At 53.5% G+C, this 12,794-nt stretch carries 14 protein-coding genes, 2 tRNA genes and 1 rRNA gene; 8 read left to right on the top strand and 9 right to left on the bottom strand.

Annotation, left to right across the window (positions count from 1 at the left end; translation table 11 throughout):
* Positions 1-133: 133 nt before the first annotated feature.
* From FZF21_RS04225 to gmhB, 4 genes are all read right to left on the bottom strand, one after another.
* Positions 134-209 (bottom strand) — tRNA-Ala (locus FZF21_RS04225).
* A 36-nt stretch (positions 210-245) separates the two neighbouring features.
* Positions 246-322 (bottom strand) — tRNA-Ile (locus FZF21_RS04220).
* Positions 323-392: 70 nt separating this feature from the next.
* A 16S ribosomal RNA gene (locus tag FZF21_RS04215) occupies positions 393-1,934 on the bottom strand.
* A 372-nt stretch (positions 1,935-2,306) separates the two neighbouring features.
* The gene (gene gmhB / locus FZF21_RS04210) at positions 2,307-2,873 is read right to left on the bottom strand and encodes a D-glycero-beta-D-manno-heptose 1,7-bisphosphate 7-phosphatase (protein ID WP_017694475.1); all 567 of its coding nucleotides are present in this window, start codon (positions 2,871-2,873) and stop codon (positions 2,307-2,309) included.
* Positions 2,874-3,061: 188 nt separating this feature from the next.
* Here gmhB and metN point away from each other — a divergent pair, with 188 nt between their 5' ends.
* The 6 genes from metN to proS all read left to right on the top strand — a co-directional run bounded on the left by metN (position 3,062) and on the right by proS (position 8,641).
* Complete coding sequence (gene metN / locus FZF21_RS04205) at positions 3,062-4,093, top strand: methionine ABC transporter ATP-binding protein MetN (RefSeq protein ID WP_006810022.1); 1,032 nt, start codon at positions 3,062-3,064, stop codon at positions 4,091-4,093.
* Positions 4,086-4,739 (top strand): methionine ABC transporter permease MetI, encoded by a 654-nt coding sequence (locus FZF21_RS04200; RefSeq protein WP_003856130.1) that lies wholly within the window; start codon positions 4,086-4,088, stop codon positions 4,737-4,739. The genes metN and FZF21_RS04200 overlap by 8 nt, the downstream gene beginning before the upstream one ends.
* A 40-nt stretch (positions 4,740-4,779) precedes the next feature.
* The gene (gene metQ / locus FZF21_RS04195) at positions 4,780-5,595 is read left to right on the top strand and encodes a methionine ABC transporter substrate-binding lipoprotein MetQ (RefSeq protein WP_003856132.1); all 816 of its coding nucleotides are present in this window, start codon (positions 4,780-4,782) and stop codon (positions 5,593-5,595) included.
* Between the two features lie 106 nt (positions 5,596-5,701).
* Complete coding sequence (gene rcsF, locus FZF21_RS04190; protein ID WP_015572735.1) at positions 5,702-6,106, top strand: Rcs stress response system protein RcsF; 405 nt, start codon at positions 5,702-5,704, stop codon at positions 6,104-6,106.
* A complete protein-coding gene (gene tsaA, locus FZF21_RS04185; protein WP_017694476.1) occupies positions 6,103-6,810 on the top strand; it encodes a tRNA (N6-threonylcarbamoyladenosine(37)-N6)-methyltransferase TrmO in 708 nt (235 codons plus the stop codon). Before rcsF ends, tsaA begins: the two co-directional genes overlap by 4 nt.
* A gap of 112 nt (positions 6,811-6,922) precedes the next feature.
* Positions 6,923-8,641 carry a proline--tRNA ligase gene (gene proS / locus FZF21_RS04180; protein WP_032670529.1) on the top strand — a complete coding sequence of 573 codons (1,719 nt, stop codon included), beginning with the start codon at positions 6,923-6,925 and terminating at the stop codon, positions 8,639-8,641.
* Positions 8,642-8,686: 45 nt separating this feature from the next.
* Here proS and nlpE read toward each other — a convergent pair whose 3' ends face one another.
* Genes nlpE through FZF21_RS04165 form a run of 3 tightly spaced genes read right to left on the bottom strand, consistent with a single transcriptional unit; the run spans position 8,687 to position 10,383 of the window.
* Positions 8,687-9,385: an envelope stress response activation lipoprotein NlpE gene (gene nlpE, locus FZF21_RS04175; protein ID WP_017383734.1), complete on the bottom strand. Its 699-nt coding sequence runs from the start codon at positions 9,383-9,385 to the stop codon at positions 8,687-8,689.
* Between the two features lie 39 nt (positions 9,386-9,424).
* The gene (arfB, locus tag FZF21_RS04170) at positions 9,425-9,841 is read right to left on the bottom strand and encodes an alternative ribosome rescue aminoacyl-tRNA hydrolase ArfB (RefSeq protein ID WP_149121065.1); all 417 of its coding nucleotides are present in this window, start codon (positions 9,839-9,841) and stop codon (positions 9,425-9,427) included.
* A complete protein-coding gene (locus tag FZF21_RS04165) occupies positions 9,838-10,383 on the bottom strand; it encodes a YaeQ family protein (protein ID WP_015572732.1) in 546 nt (181 codons plus the stop codon). The genes arfB and FZF21_RS04165 overlap by 4 nt, the downstream gene beginning before the upstream one ends.
* Before the next feature lie 195 nt (positions 10,384-10,578).
* Here FZF21_RS04165 and FZF21_RS04160 point away from each other — a divergent pair, with 195 nt between their 5' ends.
* Both FZF21_RS04160 and rof read left to right on the top strand, forming a co-directional pair.
* On the top strand, positions 10,579-10,779 hold the full coding sequence (locus FZF21_RS04160; RefSeq protein ID WP_003856146.1) for a YaeP family protein: 201 nt from the start codon (positions 10,579-10,581) through the stop codon (positions 10,777-10,779).
* A complete protein-coding gene (gene rof / locus FZF21_RS04155; protein ID WP_003856148.1) occupies positions 10,766-11,026 on the top strand; it encodes a Rho-binding antiterminator in 261 nt (86 codons plus the stop codon). Before FZF21_RS04160 ends, rof begins: the two co-directional genes overlap by 14 nt.
* Positions 11,027-11,052: 26 nt before the next feature.
* Here rof and tilS read toward each other — a convergent pair whose 3' ends face one another.
* Positions 11,053-12,339, bottom strand: a complete 1,287-nt coding sequence (tilS, locus tag FZF21_RS04150) for a tRNA lysidine(34) synthetase TilS (protein WP_149121066.1) — start codon at positions 12,337-12,339, stop codon at positions 11,053-11,055.
* Positions 12,340-12,397: 58 nt separating this feature from the next.
* Complete coding sequence (locus FZF21_RS04145; protein WP_047737090.1) at positions 12,398-12,787, bottom strand: VOC family protein; 390 nt, start codon at positions 12,785-12,787, stop codon at positions 12,398-12,400.
* Between the last annotated feature and the right edge of the window lie 7 nt (positions 12,788-12,794).

Genomic DNA, 12,794 nt, shown 5'->3' with positions numbered 1-12,794 from the left:
TTTGAGAGACTCGAACACACATGAGCTGTGTGTCGTTTCAATTTTCAGCTTGATCCAGATTTTTAAAGAGCAAAACTTCGCAGTGCACCTTTTCAGGTTCACTCTGAAGTTTTCTTGTGTTCGCAGTAAAAGATGGTGGAGCTATGCGGGATCGAACCGCAGACCTCCTGCGTGCAAGGCAGGCGCTCTCCCAGCTGAGCTATAGCCCCATCGTTTACAACCTCTTCAAATTTGCGAGGCAAATTTGGTAGGCCTGAGTGGACTTGAACCACCGACCTCACCCTTATCAGGGGTGCGCTCTAACCACCTGAGCTACAAGCCTGTAGAGGTTTTTTACTGCTGTTTTTCATCAGACAATCTGTGTGAGCACTGCAAAGGCAGGTTCTTTAAGGTAAGGAGGTGATCCAACCGCAGGTTCCCCTACGGTTACCTTGTTACGACTTCACCCCAGTCATGAATCACAAAGTGGTAAGCGCCCTCCCGAAGGTTAAGCTACCTACTTCTTTTGCAACCCACTCCCATGGTGTGACGGGCGGTGTGTACAAGGCCCGGGAACGTATTCACCGTGGCATTCTGATCCACGATTACTAGCGATTCCGACTTCATGGAGTCGAGTTGCAGACTCCAATCCGGACTACGACGCACTTTATGAGGTCCGCTTGCTCTCGCGAGGTCGCTTCTCTTTGTATGCGCCATTGTAGCACGTGTGTAGCCCTACTCGTAAGGGCCATGATGACTTGACGTCATCCCCACCTTCCTCCAGTTTATCACTGGCAGTCTCCTTTGAGTTCCCGGCCTAACCGCTGGCAACAAAGGATAAGGGTTGCGCTCGTTGCGGGACTTAACCCAACATTTCACAACACGAGCTGACGACAGCCATGCAGCACCTGTCTCAGAGTTCCCGAAGGCACCAATCCATCTCTGGAAAGTTCTCTGGATGTCAAGAGTAGGTAAGGTTCTTCGCGTTGCATCGAATTAAACCACATGCTCCACCGCTTGTGCGGGCCCCCGTCAATTCATTTGAGTTTTAACCTTGCGGCCGTACTCCCCAGGCGGTCGACTTAACGCGTTAGCTCCGGAAGCCACGCCTCAAGGGCACAACCTCCAAGTCGACATCGTTTACGGCGTGGACTACCAGGGTATCTAATCCTGTTTGCTCCCCACGCTTTCGCACCTGAGCGTCAGTCTTTGTCCAGGGGGCCGCCTTCGCCACCGGTATTCCTCCAGATCTCTACGCATTTCACCGCTACACCTGGAATTCTACCCCCCTCTACAAGACTCTAGCCTGCCAGTTTCGAATGCAGTTCCCAGGTTGAGCCCGGGGATTTCACATCCGACTTGACAGACCGCCTGCGTGCGCTTTACGCCCAGTAATTCCGATTAACGCTTGCACCCTCCGTATTACCGCGGCTGCTGGCACGGAGTTAGCCGGTGCTTCTTCTGCGGGTAACGTCAATCGACAAGGTTATTAACCTTATCGCCTTCCTCCCCGCTGAAAGTACTTTACAACCCGAAGGCCTTCTTCATACACGCGGCATGGCTGCATCAGGCTTGCGCCCATTGTGCAATATTCCCCACTGCTGCCTCCCGTAGGAGTCTGGACCGTGTCTCAGTTCCAGTGTGGCTGGTCATCCTCTCAGACCAGCTAGGGATCGTCGCCTAGGTGAGCCGTTACCCCACCTACTAGCTAATCCCATCTGGGCACATCCGATGGCAAGAGGCCCGAAGGTCCCCCTCTTTGGTCTTGCGACGTTATGCGGTATTAGCTACCGTTTCCAGTAGTTATCCCCCTCCATCAGGCAGTTTCCCAGACATTACTCACCCGTCCGCCACTCGTCAGCGAAGCAGCAAGCTGCTTCCTGTTACCGTTCGACTTGCATGTGTTAGGCCTGCCGCCAGCGTTCAATCTGAGCCATGATCAAACTCTTCAATTTAAAAGTTTGATGCTCAATGAATTAAACTTCGTAATGAATTACGTGTTCACTCGTTGAGACTTGGTATTCATTTAGTGTCCGAGGACATTAAGAATCCATGTCACTTTGAGTGCCCACACAGATTGTCTGATAAATTGTTAAAGAGCAGTTGCGACGCGCTTCAGCGCTCTGTCGCGAGGTGGCGTATATTACGCTTTCCTCTTTCAGAGTCAACCCGTTATTTCAGGATTTTTTCTCTTCAACCGACCGGGTTATCTGTGAAGTGATTCACATCCGCCGTGTCGATGGAGGCGCATTATAGGGAGCCGCCGAGGAATGACAAGCGGAAAAATGCATTTTTATTTCAACCGCTCACCTTTTCGCCAAAACGCCTTATTTTTGGTGCTTTTTAATCTCTTTTGGCAGTTCTGCCAGACTAGTTATCACCCAGTCGGCTGCATTTTCTGCTTCTGTGGTGACCGGTTTACCGGTACGCACTAATACCTTGGTACCTACACCTGCCGCCGCTGCTGCCTGCATATCTTCCAGTTTATCGCCCACCATATAAGATGCGGCCATATCAATGTGCAGGAATTCCTGTGCAGAGATAAACATGCCCGGGTGTGGCTTACGGCAATCACAGGTCTGACGATACGCCTCTACACTTCCCTGCGGGTGATGCGGACAATAATAGATGCCATCAAGATCGACGCCACGATCGGCCAGAGACCAGTCCATCCATTCCGTCAGCGTCTCGAATTGCGCTTCGGTGAATTTACCCCGGGCGATACCGGACTGGTTAGTCACCACCACCAGCGCATAGCCCATCTCTTTCAACTGGCGCATGGCATCTATTACGCCCTCGATAAACTCGAACTCATCAATCTCATGGACGTAACCGTGATCCACATTAATAGTGCCGTCACGATCGAGAAAAATTGCGGGTACAGATTTTGCCACCGGTTTGCTCCTGAAAAAGTCTTGTTCAGCTAGTATCTCATGAATCGCAGCGCAATAAAGTGCTCATCGCACAGAGGTGGATTGATTTAGACGTCTGGATGCCTTAACATCCATTTTGTTTACGGTCATTCCCCGTATCTGGCAGAAGAAAATGCCACGGCTAACTTACTTACGATAAAAATAATCTAATGATTAAACTTTCCAATATCACCAAAGTGTTCCAGCAGGGGAACCGAACCATTCAGGCGCTGAACAACGTCAGCCTGCATGTGCCTGCTGGTCAGATTTATGGCGTCATTGGCGCATCGGGTGCGGGTAAAAGTACGCTGATCCGTTGTGTTAACCTGCTTGAGCGCCCAACCCAGGGCAGCGTAGAAGTTGGCGGCCAGGAGCTTACCGCTCTCTCAGAAAAAGAACTCACCAAAGCGCGTCGCCAGATTGGCATGATTTTCCAGCACTTTAACCTGCTGGCCTCCCGCACCGTGTTCGGCAACGTTGCCCTGCCGCTTGAGCTGGATAACACACCGAAAGAAGAAGTTACGCGTCGCGTCACCGAACTGCTCGACCTTGTTGGTCTGGGCGACAAGCATGATAGCTACCCGGCAAATCTGTCCGGTGGGCAAAAACAGCGTGTAGCAATCGCTCGCGCGCTGGCAAGCAACCCAAAAGTGCTGCTGTGCGATGAAGCCACCAGCGCGTTAGACCCGGCCACCACGCGCTCTATTCTGGAACTGTTAAAAGACATTAACCGTCGCCTGGGCCTGACGATTCTCCTTATTACGCATGAAATGGATGTAGTGAAACGCATCTGCGACTGCGTGGCGGTCATCAGCAACGGTGAGCTGATTGAGCAGGACACGGTGAGTGAAGTCTTCTCACACCCGAAAACGCCGCTGGCTCAGCAGTTCATTCAGTCCACACTGCATCTGGATATTCCGGAAGATTATCTGGAACGTTTAAAAACAGACGCAACGCCTGACAGCGTCCCGATGCTGCGCATGGAGTTCACGGGCCAGTCCGTTGACGCACCGCTGCTGTCCGAAACCGCGCGTCGCTTTAACGTGAATAACAACATTATTAGCGCGCAGATGGACTACGCCGGTGGCGTGAAGTTCGGCATTATGCTGACGGAAATGCACGGCACACAGGAAGAAACCCAGGCGGCAATTGCCTGGCTGCAAGAACATCACGTAAAAGTAGAGGTACTGGGTTATGTCTGAGCCGATGATGTGGCTACTGGTTCGCGGCGTTTGGGAAACGCTGGCAATGACCTTCGTATCGGGCTTCTTTGGTTTTGTGATTGGGCTGCCGGTCGGCGTGCTGCTGTACGTTACGCGCCCGGGTCAAATTATTGAAAACGCGAAGCTGTATCGTACGCTCTCTGCGCTGGTGAACATTTTCCGGTCTATTCCGTTCATTATTCTGCTGGTGTGGATGATTCCGTTTACGCGCGTGATCGTCGGGACGTCGATTGGTTTGCAGGCAGCTATTGTCCCGCTGACCGTAGGCGCGGCACCGTTTATCGCCCGTATGGTGGAAAACGCCCTGCTGGAAATCCCAACCGGCCTGATCGAAGCTTCCCGCGCTATGGGTGCGACGCCAATGCAGATCGTTCGCAAAGTTCTGCTGCCAGAGGCGCTGCCTGGGCTGGTGAACGCAGCAACCATCACGCTTATCACCCTGGTCGGTTATTCCGCAATGGGCGGCGCCGTAGGTGCTGGCGGTTTAGGCCAGATTGGATATCAGTACGGCTATATTGGCTATAACGCTACCGTAATGAATACCGTTCTGGTATTGCTGGTTGTGCTGGTTTACTTAATTCAATTCTCTGGCGATCGTATCGTCCGGGCTGTTACGCATAAATAACGTTACAAACAACACAAACTCGACGAGTTAAGGATATAACATGGCGTTTAAATTTAAGACCTTCGCAGCAGTAGGCGCACTGATTGGCTCGCTGGCACTGGTGGGTTGCGGTCAGGACGAAAAAGATCCAAACCACATCAAAGTAGGCGTTATCGTCGGTGCAGAACAGCAGGTTGCTGAGGCCGCGCAGAAAATCGCTAAAGAGAAATATGGCCTGGACGTTGAACTGGTGACCTTCAACGATTACGTTCTGCCGAACGAAGCGCTGAGCAAAGGCGACATTGACGCTAACGCCTTCCAGCATAAACCGTACCTGGATCAGCAGATCAAAGATCGCGGCTACAAACTGGTTGCTGTCGGTAACACCTTCGTTTACCCGATTGCCGGTTACTCCAAGAAAATTAAATCTCTGGATGAACTCCAGCCGGGTTCACAGGTTGCCGTCCCTAACGACCCAACCAACCTTGGCCGTTCCCTGCTTCTGCTACAGAAAGTGGGCCTGATTAAACTGAAAGAAGGCGTTGGTCTGTTACCGACCGTTCTGGACGTAACCGAAAACCCGAAAAATCTGAAAATTGTTGAGCTGGAAGCACCACAGCTGCCACGTTCTCTGGACGATGCGCAGATCGCCCTGGCCGTGATCAACACCACTTACGCCAGCCAGATCGGCCTGACCCCAGCGAAAGATGGCATCTTCGTTGAAGATAAAGATTCCCCGTACGTCAACCTGATCGTGACTCGCGAAGACAACAAAGACGCGGAGAATGTGAAGAAATTCATACAGGCATATCAGTCTGAAGAAGTGTACCAGGAAGCCAATAAGGTGTTTAACGGCGGCGCGGTTAAAGGCTGGTAATCTCCCGGCAGTGTAATATCATCAAGACGGGCATTTGCCCGTCTTGTCATTTGTGCGGTCAACTGCTTCAATATCTGACGTTTTGATTATCCACTGAGGAATTATTATGCGTGCTTTACCGATCTGTTTTTTAGCACTGATGCTGAGCGGCTGTTCTATGCTAAGCAGATCTCCTGTTGAACCTGTTCAAAGCACTGCAACCCCGCCAAAAGCGGAGCCAGCAAAACCGAAAGCGCCTCGCGCTGCGCCGGTACGTATTATTACCAAAGCCGACGAGCTGGTCGGTAAGCCATTCCGTGAACTGGGCGAAGTGAGCGGCGAATCCTGCCAGGCAACGAATCAGGACTCCCCACCTAATATTCCGACAGCCCGCAAGCGTATGCAAATCAACGCGTCGAAAATGAAAGCCAACGCGGTGCTGCTGCACAGCTGCGAAGTCACCAGCGGCACACCAGGTTGCTATCGCCAGGCGGTATGTATCGGTTCTGCGCTTAATATTACGGCGAAATGAGTTCATTTCAGTTCGAGCAGATAGGCGTTATTCGCTCCCCTTATAAAGAAAAGTTCGCCGTGCCGCGTCAGCCGGGTCTGGTCATTAACGGCGGCGGCGAGCTTCATCTTGTCGCGCCGTATAATCAGGCCGATGCAGTGCGCGGGCTTGAGGCGTTCAGCCATTTATGGGTGGTCTTTGTGTTTCACCAGACCATGGAAGGCGGCTGGCGTCCTACCGTGCGTCCGCCTCGTCTGGGCGGAAATGCCAGAATGGGTGTCTTTGCCACCCGCTCAACCTTTCGTCCCAACCCCATCGGGATGTCGCTGGTCGAGCTGAAAGGCATACGTTGTCAGAAAGATCAGGTGATCCTGGAGTTAGGTAGCCTTGACCTGGTTGATGGCACGCCGGTCATAGATATTAAGCCTTACCTGCCCTTCGCCGAAGCGCTGCCGGATGCCCGGGCAAGCTATGCTCAGGACGCACCGCAGGCAGATATGGCGGTTCACTTCACGTCTGAAATTACAACGCAAATCAGCGAGCTGGAAAAGCGTTATCCTCGCCTGCGTGACTTTATCGTTGAAGTGCTGGCCCAGGACCCCCGTCCCGCCTACCGCAAAGAAGAGGAAGCCGGTAATACGTACGCCGTCTGGCTGCTGGACTTTAACGTGCGCTGGCGCGTGACTGCGGCGGGTTTTGAAGTGTTTGCCCTGGAACCCAGGTAATTTTGTTCTCCTCTCTTTTGGCATCTTTGCCACACTGGTAAACTAAACCACTTTTTTTGTGTCAGGCTGGTGTTTCAGCCTGTTCCAATCGTCGAAATGGAACCGTAACAACATGCGTACTAGCCAATATCTGCTCTCCACTCTGAAGGAGACACCTGCCGACGCCGAGGTGATCAGCCACCAGCTGATGCTGCGCGCCGGGATGATCCGCAAGCTGGCCTCCGGGTTATACACCTGGCTGCCGACCGGCGTGCGCGTCCTGAAAAAAGTCGAAAACATCGTGCGTGAAGAGATGAACAACGCCGGTGCTATCGAGGTGTTAATGCCGGTCGTTCAGCCCTCTGAACTGTGGCAGGAGAGCGGTCGCTGGGAGCAGTACGGTCCTGAACTGCTGCGTATTGCCGATCGTGGCGATCGTCCATTCGTTCTCGGCCCAACGCATGAAGAAGTGATTACCGATCTGATCCGTAACGAGCTGAGCTCTTACAAACAGCTGCCGCTGAACTTCTTCCAGATCCAGACCAAGTTCCGTGACGAAGTGCGTCCACGCTTTGGCGTCATGCGTTCTCGTGAATTCCTGATGAAAGATGCTTACTCTTTCCATACTTCTCAGGAATCGCTGCAAGAGACCTACGACAAAATGTACGCGGCCTACAGTAAAATCTTCTCCCGCATGGGGCTAGATTTCCGTGCTGTACAGGCTGATACCGGTTCAATCGGCGGTAGCGCCTCCCATGAATTCCAGGTTCTGGCGCAGAGCGGCGAAGACGATGTGATCTTCTCTGACTCCTCTGATTACGCCGCGAACATCGAATTTGCAGAAGCGCTGGCACCGAAAGAACCACGCGGCGCGGCAACGCAAGAGATGACGCTGGTTGATACGCCAAACGCGAAAACTATCGCCGAGCTGGTTGAGCAGTTTACTCTGCCGATCGAAAAAACCGTGAAAACCCTGCTGGTGAAATCGGCTGAAGGTAGCGCTTATCCACTGGTTGCCCTGCTGGTACGAGGCGATCACGAGCTGAACGAAGTGAAAGCCGAGAAGCTGCCGCAGGTTGCCAGCCCGCTGACCTTCGCAACGGAAGCAGAGATCCGCGCCGTGGTGAATGCTGGTCCTGGTTCTCTGGGTCCGGTGAACATGCCTGTTCCGGTGGTCATTGACCGCACCGTTGCGGCGATGAGCGACTTCGCTGCGGGCGCAAACATCGACGGTAAACACTTCTTCGGCATCAACTGGGATCGTGACGTGGCGACGCCGGAAGTGGCTGACATCCGTAACGTGGTCGCAGGCGATCCAAGCCCGGACGGCAAGGGTACCCTGATGATCAAACGCGGTATCGAAGTAGGCCACATCTTCCAGCTGGGCGATAAGTACTCGCGCGCAATGAACGCTGCCGTTCAGGGCGAAGATGGCCGTAACCAGGTTCTGACCATGGGCTGCTACGGCATTGGCGTAACGCGCGTTGTTGCTGCCGCTATCGAGCAGAACTATGACGAACGCGGAATCGTCTGGCCGGATAACATCGCGCCGTTCCAGGTGGCGATCCTGCCAATGAACATGCACAAGTCTTACCGCGTGCAGGAGCTGGCTGAGAAACTCTACGCTGAGCTGAGCGCGAAAGGTATCGACGTGCTGATGGATGACCGTAAAGAGCGTCCTGGCGTGATGTTTGCTGACATGGAACTGATCGGTATTCCACACACCATCGTCATTGGCGACCGTAACCTCGACAGCGACGAGATTGAATACAAATACCGTCGCACCGGCGAAAAACAGATGATCAAGACGGGCGATATTCTTGATTACCTGGTGAAAGCCATCAAAGGTTAAGAAACAAAAAACCCCGCCAGTGCGGGGTTTTTTAATGGCTATATCTTATTTGCTTTCGCAGTCTTTCCCCGCAGCAAACTTCGCGTCTTTATCTGCCACCAGCGTTTTCACCAGCTCGCCGCTATCCGGGTTTGGCTCCAGCGTAAAGTGCCCTTCAACCGTCAGCAACACTGGCTTACTGTCGTTGCCGCGCGCGACGGCATAGTCTCGCTCCAGCTGGGCATTGTTCGCCACGCTGACTTTCTTCCCGGTTGCACAGTCAGTGAAGATCGCCGCATCCGCCATGTAGAAATACATCCCTCGCATCGCCATTGGGGTGGCTGGCAGGGTCGCTTTTACCGGGGCCAACGTGTAGTTGAACTGGGATTCAATCGGATTACCTTCGCGATCGAGCATCTCCATCCCCTCGCCTTTGGCGCGGAAGAAGGTTTTATCGCCCGTGGTATCCGTCAATACCAGCTTCTCAGCCGTACGCGCCCATGTTCCGTAAGATGCAAAAGAAGACGGTTCTTTCGCCCCCTGGTAACGCTGGTTCATGACCCAGGTGCCATCTTTTTGCAGAAACAGAGAAGTTTCGATGCCCTCGCAATCTGCACACGGTAATACGCCGCGCCAGCTTTGCTGCATCGGCTTTAATTCTTCATTTTGCGTTGGCTGTAGTACCTGCGTTTCTGAACGGTTATTACAGCCAAAAAGCGCGAACAGGCTTGTCACGGCCAGCGCTGATAATAATGCTTTTTTCACAATACTTTCCTTATGAAAAAGGGTATCCCTTTCGTCACATTATGGGTGACGGACTTTGCCACGCAGTGATTTTACGGTGGATTTCTGCGCCTTCGATGACAACCGATGTTCTTTCGATGCCCGCGTTGGACGTGTTGCCCGGCGACTTTTTTGTACAGCCGTCAGCTCTTTGATGACCGCGACCAGCCGGGCTATTGCCGCTTCCCGGTTAAGCTCCTGGCTGCGATACTCCTGCGCTTTAATCACCATCACACCCTCGCTGGTGATCAGGTGATGGCTGGCGGCAAGCAGGCTTTCTTTATAATACTCTGGCAGGCTGGAGGCCCGAATGTCAAAGCGCAAATGGATAGCCGTTGAGGCCTTGTTAACGTGCTGTCCCCCTGCTCCCTGGGCCCGGATGGCGGTGATCTCCAGCTCGTTATCAGGGATGCTGACGTTTCGGGACAATACAATCATGATGCGGGCTGCCAGGCTGTGAGATGAATTTCCAGATTATTCTGAGAATCGGAAAGCCAGATGGCGCCGTCCTGAATCGTCGCCTGTAGCGCCATCGTCCGGCTGGCGAACGCACTCAGCTGCGCCAGCTGTTCATCATCCAGATACCAGACGGTAAGATTTTTGAACAGCGCACATTTATTTTTATTTTGTTGCCACCAGATCTCCGCCGCTCGCTGGTTGTAGGCAAACAACGCCACTTCAGCAGACTGGGTGCAGGCCTTTTTGATCCGGCGTTCATCCGGCAGGCCAAGCTCAATCCATAAATCGATACCCAGATGATCGTTGCGCAGCCAGGCTTCCGGTTCATCTTCCGCGCTTAAACCACGGGTAAATTGCAGACGCTCGTCGGCATACTTAATCCACGCCAGCAGGCGCAGCATCATGCGCTCCTGGGTTTCAGAAGGATGACGCGCCAGCGTCAATGACGCATCCAGAAACTGGTTACGGTCAAGATCCGCCACATTGACCACAGCTTTATAAATTGTCGCTTTCAGCGCCATGAGAGAACTCCTTTCGAATCAGGCGTACATTGTAGCGAAAACCGCGGCAAAAGGCTGTTACGAGGTGGTGGCGCCCTCTTATCAAGGCGCTGATATTGCTTAAATGAGTATGGTATAGTCACCTTGCTAAACCGAGTTTAACTTCGTAGGCTTAATGATATCTCACAGTAAGTCAGTACGCTGGCAGGAGGTGATGTGAATAATTATTGTGAGTTGATTCGCAGACGGTATGCGGAGATCGCCAGCGGAGATCTGGGGTACATTCCGGATGCGTTGGGCTGTGTATTGAACGTGCTAAATGAAGTGGCCTCTGATGAGAGCCTTTCTGAATCGGTCAGGGAAAAAGCAGCGTATGCTGCGGCGAATTTACTGGTGAGCGATTATGTCGATGAATGATACCTATCAACCCATCAATTGTGATGACTATGACAACCTCGAACTCGCCTGCCAGCATCATTTAATACTGACGCTGGAGCTAAAAGATGGCGAAGTGCTAAAGGCAAAGGCCAGCGATCTGGTTTCCCGTAAAAATGTGGAATACCTGGTTGTGGAAGATGCAGGTGCAACGCGTGAGCTACGCCTCGACAAAATTGCCAGTTTCAGCCATCCGGAAATCGGCACCGTTGTGGTGAGCGAATCCTGATAACCAACGGGCAGCCAGGCTGCCCGTTACGCTTTCCATTCAAAATTAACACCCGCTTCAGCCCACCCCTCTTCAGTGATGAACACCTCTGCCGCCGCGATGAGCGTGTCGCCGTAAAACAGAAGCGGCGTGGTATCACGTCGCCAGGGCGGAACGTTCTGTTCCTGCCAGATTTTCTTCAGCTTACGCCCGCCGTTACGACCGACGATATGCAGCATGCCGCTGGTCCTGAAGCGTATGGTAACGTTCTCGTCCGGCTCAGGTAGACGCACATTGCCCGAATGGCTTAACGCAACGACACCGGCATTCATCGGTAGCGTTAATGCTTTTTCCGGCGACGGCCAGTCGAGCACAACGTCAGCCAGCGACGGCACAGATTTCACCCACCAGAGTTGCCCTTTATAGCGCCTGACGTCATAACCATTCAGGTGTATACACGGGGCGGCATCTTCCCTCGCCTGTGCAACTTCCTCCCAGATACGGTTGAGCATCGCCCGGGACGGCATAACCGCACGGTGGTAAGCCAGCCAGCGACGAATCAGAGCAGCCCGACGCAGAGGGCTCATCACTTTCAACGGCGCAATGTTCAGGGCACCGTCAGCGGTAGTCAGCGTATCCAGCTCCTCGCTCAGCAACTCATCCAGCAAGCTTTCCTGTTCAGCACACAGCATGGCGCTTCTGGCCGCCGCTTCGGAAAAATGCGCCCAGCGCTCACTCAGCAGCGGTAAGACGCGCAGGCGCAGGAAGTTACGGTCGTAACTGTCGTCCTGATTGCTCTCGTCTTCAATCCAGCACAGATGATGCTGCTGCGCCCAGGCTTCCAGTGATGCGCGCGTCTCACCCAGCAGCGGGCGGATGAGCTCTGTTTCAGCAAAATCTGCGCGCTCAGGCATGGCGGATAACCCCGCAGGCCCGCTGCCCCTCTTGAGCGCCAGTAAAAACGTCTCGCACTGGTCGTCCAGATGCTGCGCGGTGACCAACGCTTCCCCTTGCTGTAATGCGCCGGAAAACGCGGCGTAGCGGGCTTTCCGCGCCTGCGCCTCAATACCCAGCCCCTCATCCTCAAGCGTGACGCGTTCAACGATCAGCGGGATCGCCCACCCTGAACACACCGCTTCGCAGTGCGCCACCCAGTCGTCGGCATGGGGGCTTAAGCCGTGATGGATATGCATCGCCCGCAGCTGGACGTCAGGCTCACGGTCGCGCCAGAGCTTAAGGCGGTGCAGCAAAACGGTGGAATCCAGGCCACCGCTGAACCCCACCAGCAGCTGGCGGTAGGGTGAAACGGCGTGCGCGATAGCGGGTAAGGTCATAGGAAATTACACATAAAAAATGCCCGAACTGAACGGGCATTATCACACATGACGGCGATTACTGCTGGTAAAGCTCCAGCGGCAGCCCGTCCGGATCGTTGAAAAAAGTGAAACGTTTATCGGTAAAGGGATCGACACGAATCGCTTCGCAGGCCACGCCGTGGGCTTTCAGATGTTTTACCGCGCTGTCCAGGTCATCGACGCTGAAGGCCAGGTGGCGCAGGCCGCAGGCTTCCGGGCGTGAAGGACGCGCTGGCGGGAAAGGAAAAGAGAACAGTTCAATCACATATTGTCCGTTTAACGCCAGATCGCCTTTCCAGGAGTCGCGCTCCTCACGGTAGGCCTCGCTCAACAGCGTAAAGCCGAGAACGTCGCAGTAGAATGCCTTACTTTTCGCGTAATCGGTGGCAATGATCGCAATATGATGAACCGCTTTTAAACCCAGCATAGTTTCT

The sequence above is a fragment of the Enterobacter sp. LU1 genome (assembly GCF_008271405.2).
Taxonomy (GTDB): Bacteria; Pseudomonadota; Gammaproteobacteria; order Enterobacterales; family Enterobacteriaceae; genus Enterobacter; species Enterobacter hormaechei_C.
Note: the sequence above shows the minus strand (reverse complement) of the source record. Positions and strands in the feature narration are given on the sequence as shown.

What these genes read in the sequence shown, in the direction of transcription:
- metN (WP_006810022.1), top strand. Translation starts at nt 3,062, where the DNA reads ATGATTAAACTTTCCAATATCACCAAAGTGTTCCAGCAGGGGAACCGA.
- FZF21_RS04200 (WP_003856130.1), top strand. Translation starts at nt 4,086, where the DNA reads ATGTCTGAGCCGATGATGTGGCTACTGGTTCGCGGCGTTTGGGAAACG.
- metQ (WP_003856132.1), top strand. Translation starts at nt 4,780, where the DNA reads ATGGCGTTTAAATTTAAGACCTTCGCAGCAGTAGGCGCACTGATTGGC.
- rcsF (WP_015572735.1), top strand. Translation starts at nt 5,702, where the DNA reads ATGCGTGCTTTACCGATCTGTTTTTTAGCACTGATGCTGAGCGGCTGT.
- tsaA (WP_017694476.1), top strand. Translation starts at nt 6,103, where the DNA reads ATGAGTTCATTTCAGTTCGAGCAGATAGGCGTTATTCGCTCCCCTTAT.
- proS (WP_032670529.1), top strand. Translation starts at nt 6,923, where the DNA reads ATGCGTACTAGCCAATATCTGCTCTCCACTCTGAAGGAGACACCTGCC.
- arfB (WP_149121065.1), bottom strand. Translation starts at nt 9,841, where the DNA reads ATGATTGTATTGTCCCGAAACGTCAGCATCCCTGATAACGAGCTGGAG.
- FZF21_RS04165 (WP_015572732.1), bottom strand. Translation starts at nt 10,383, where the DNA reads ATGGCGCTGAAAGCGACAATTTATAAAGCTGTGGTCAATGTGGCGGAT.
- rof (WP_003856148.1), top strand. Translation starts at nt 10,766, where the DNA reads ATGTCGATGAATGATACCTATCAACCCATCAATTGTGATGACTATGAC.
- tilS (WP_149121066.1), bottom strand. Translation starts at nt 12,339, where the DNA reads ATGACCTTACCCGCTATCGCGCACGCCGTTTCACCCTACCGCCAGCTG.
- FZF21_RS04145 (WP_047737090.1), bottom strand. Translation starts at nt 12,787, where the DNA reads ATGCTGGGTTTAAAAGCGGTTCATCATATTGCGATCATTGCCACCGAT.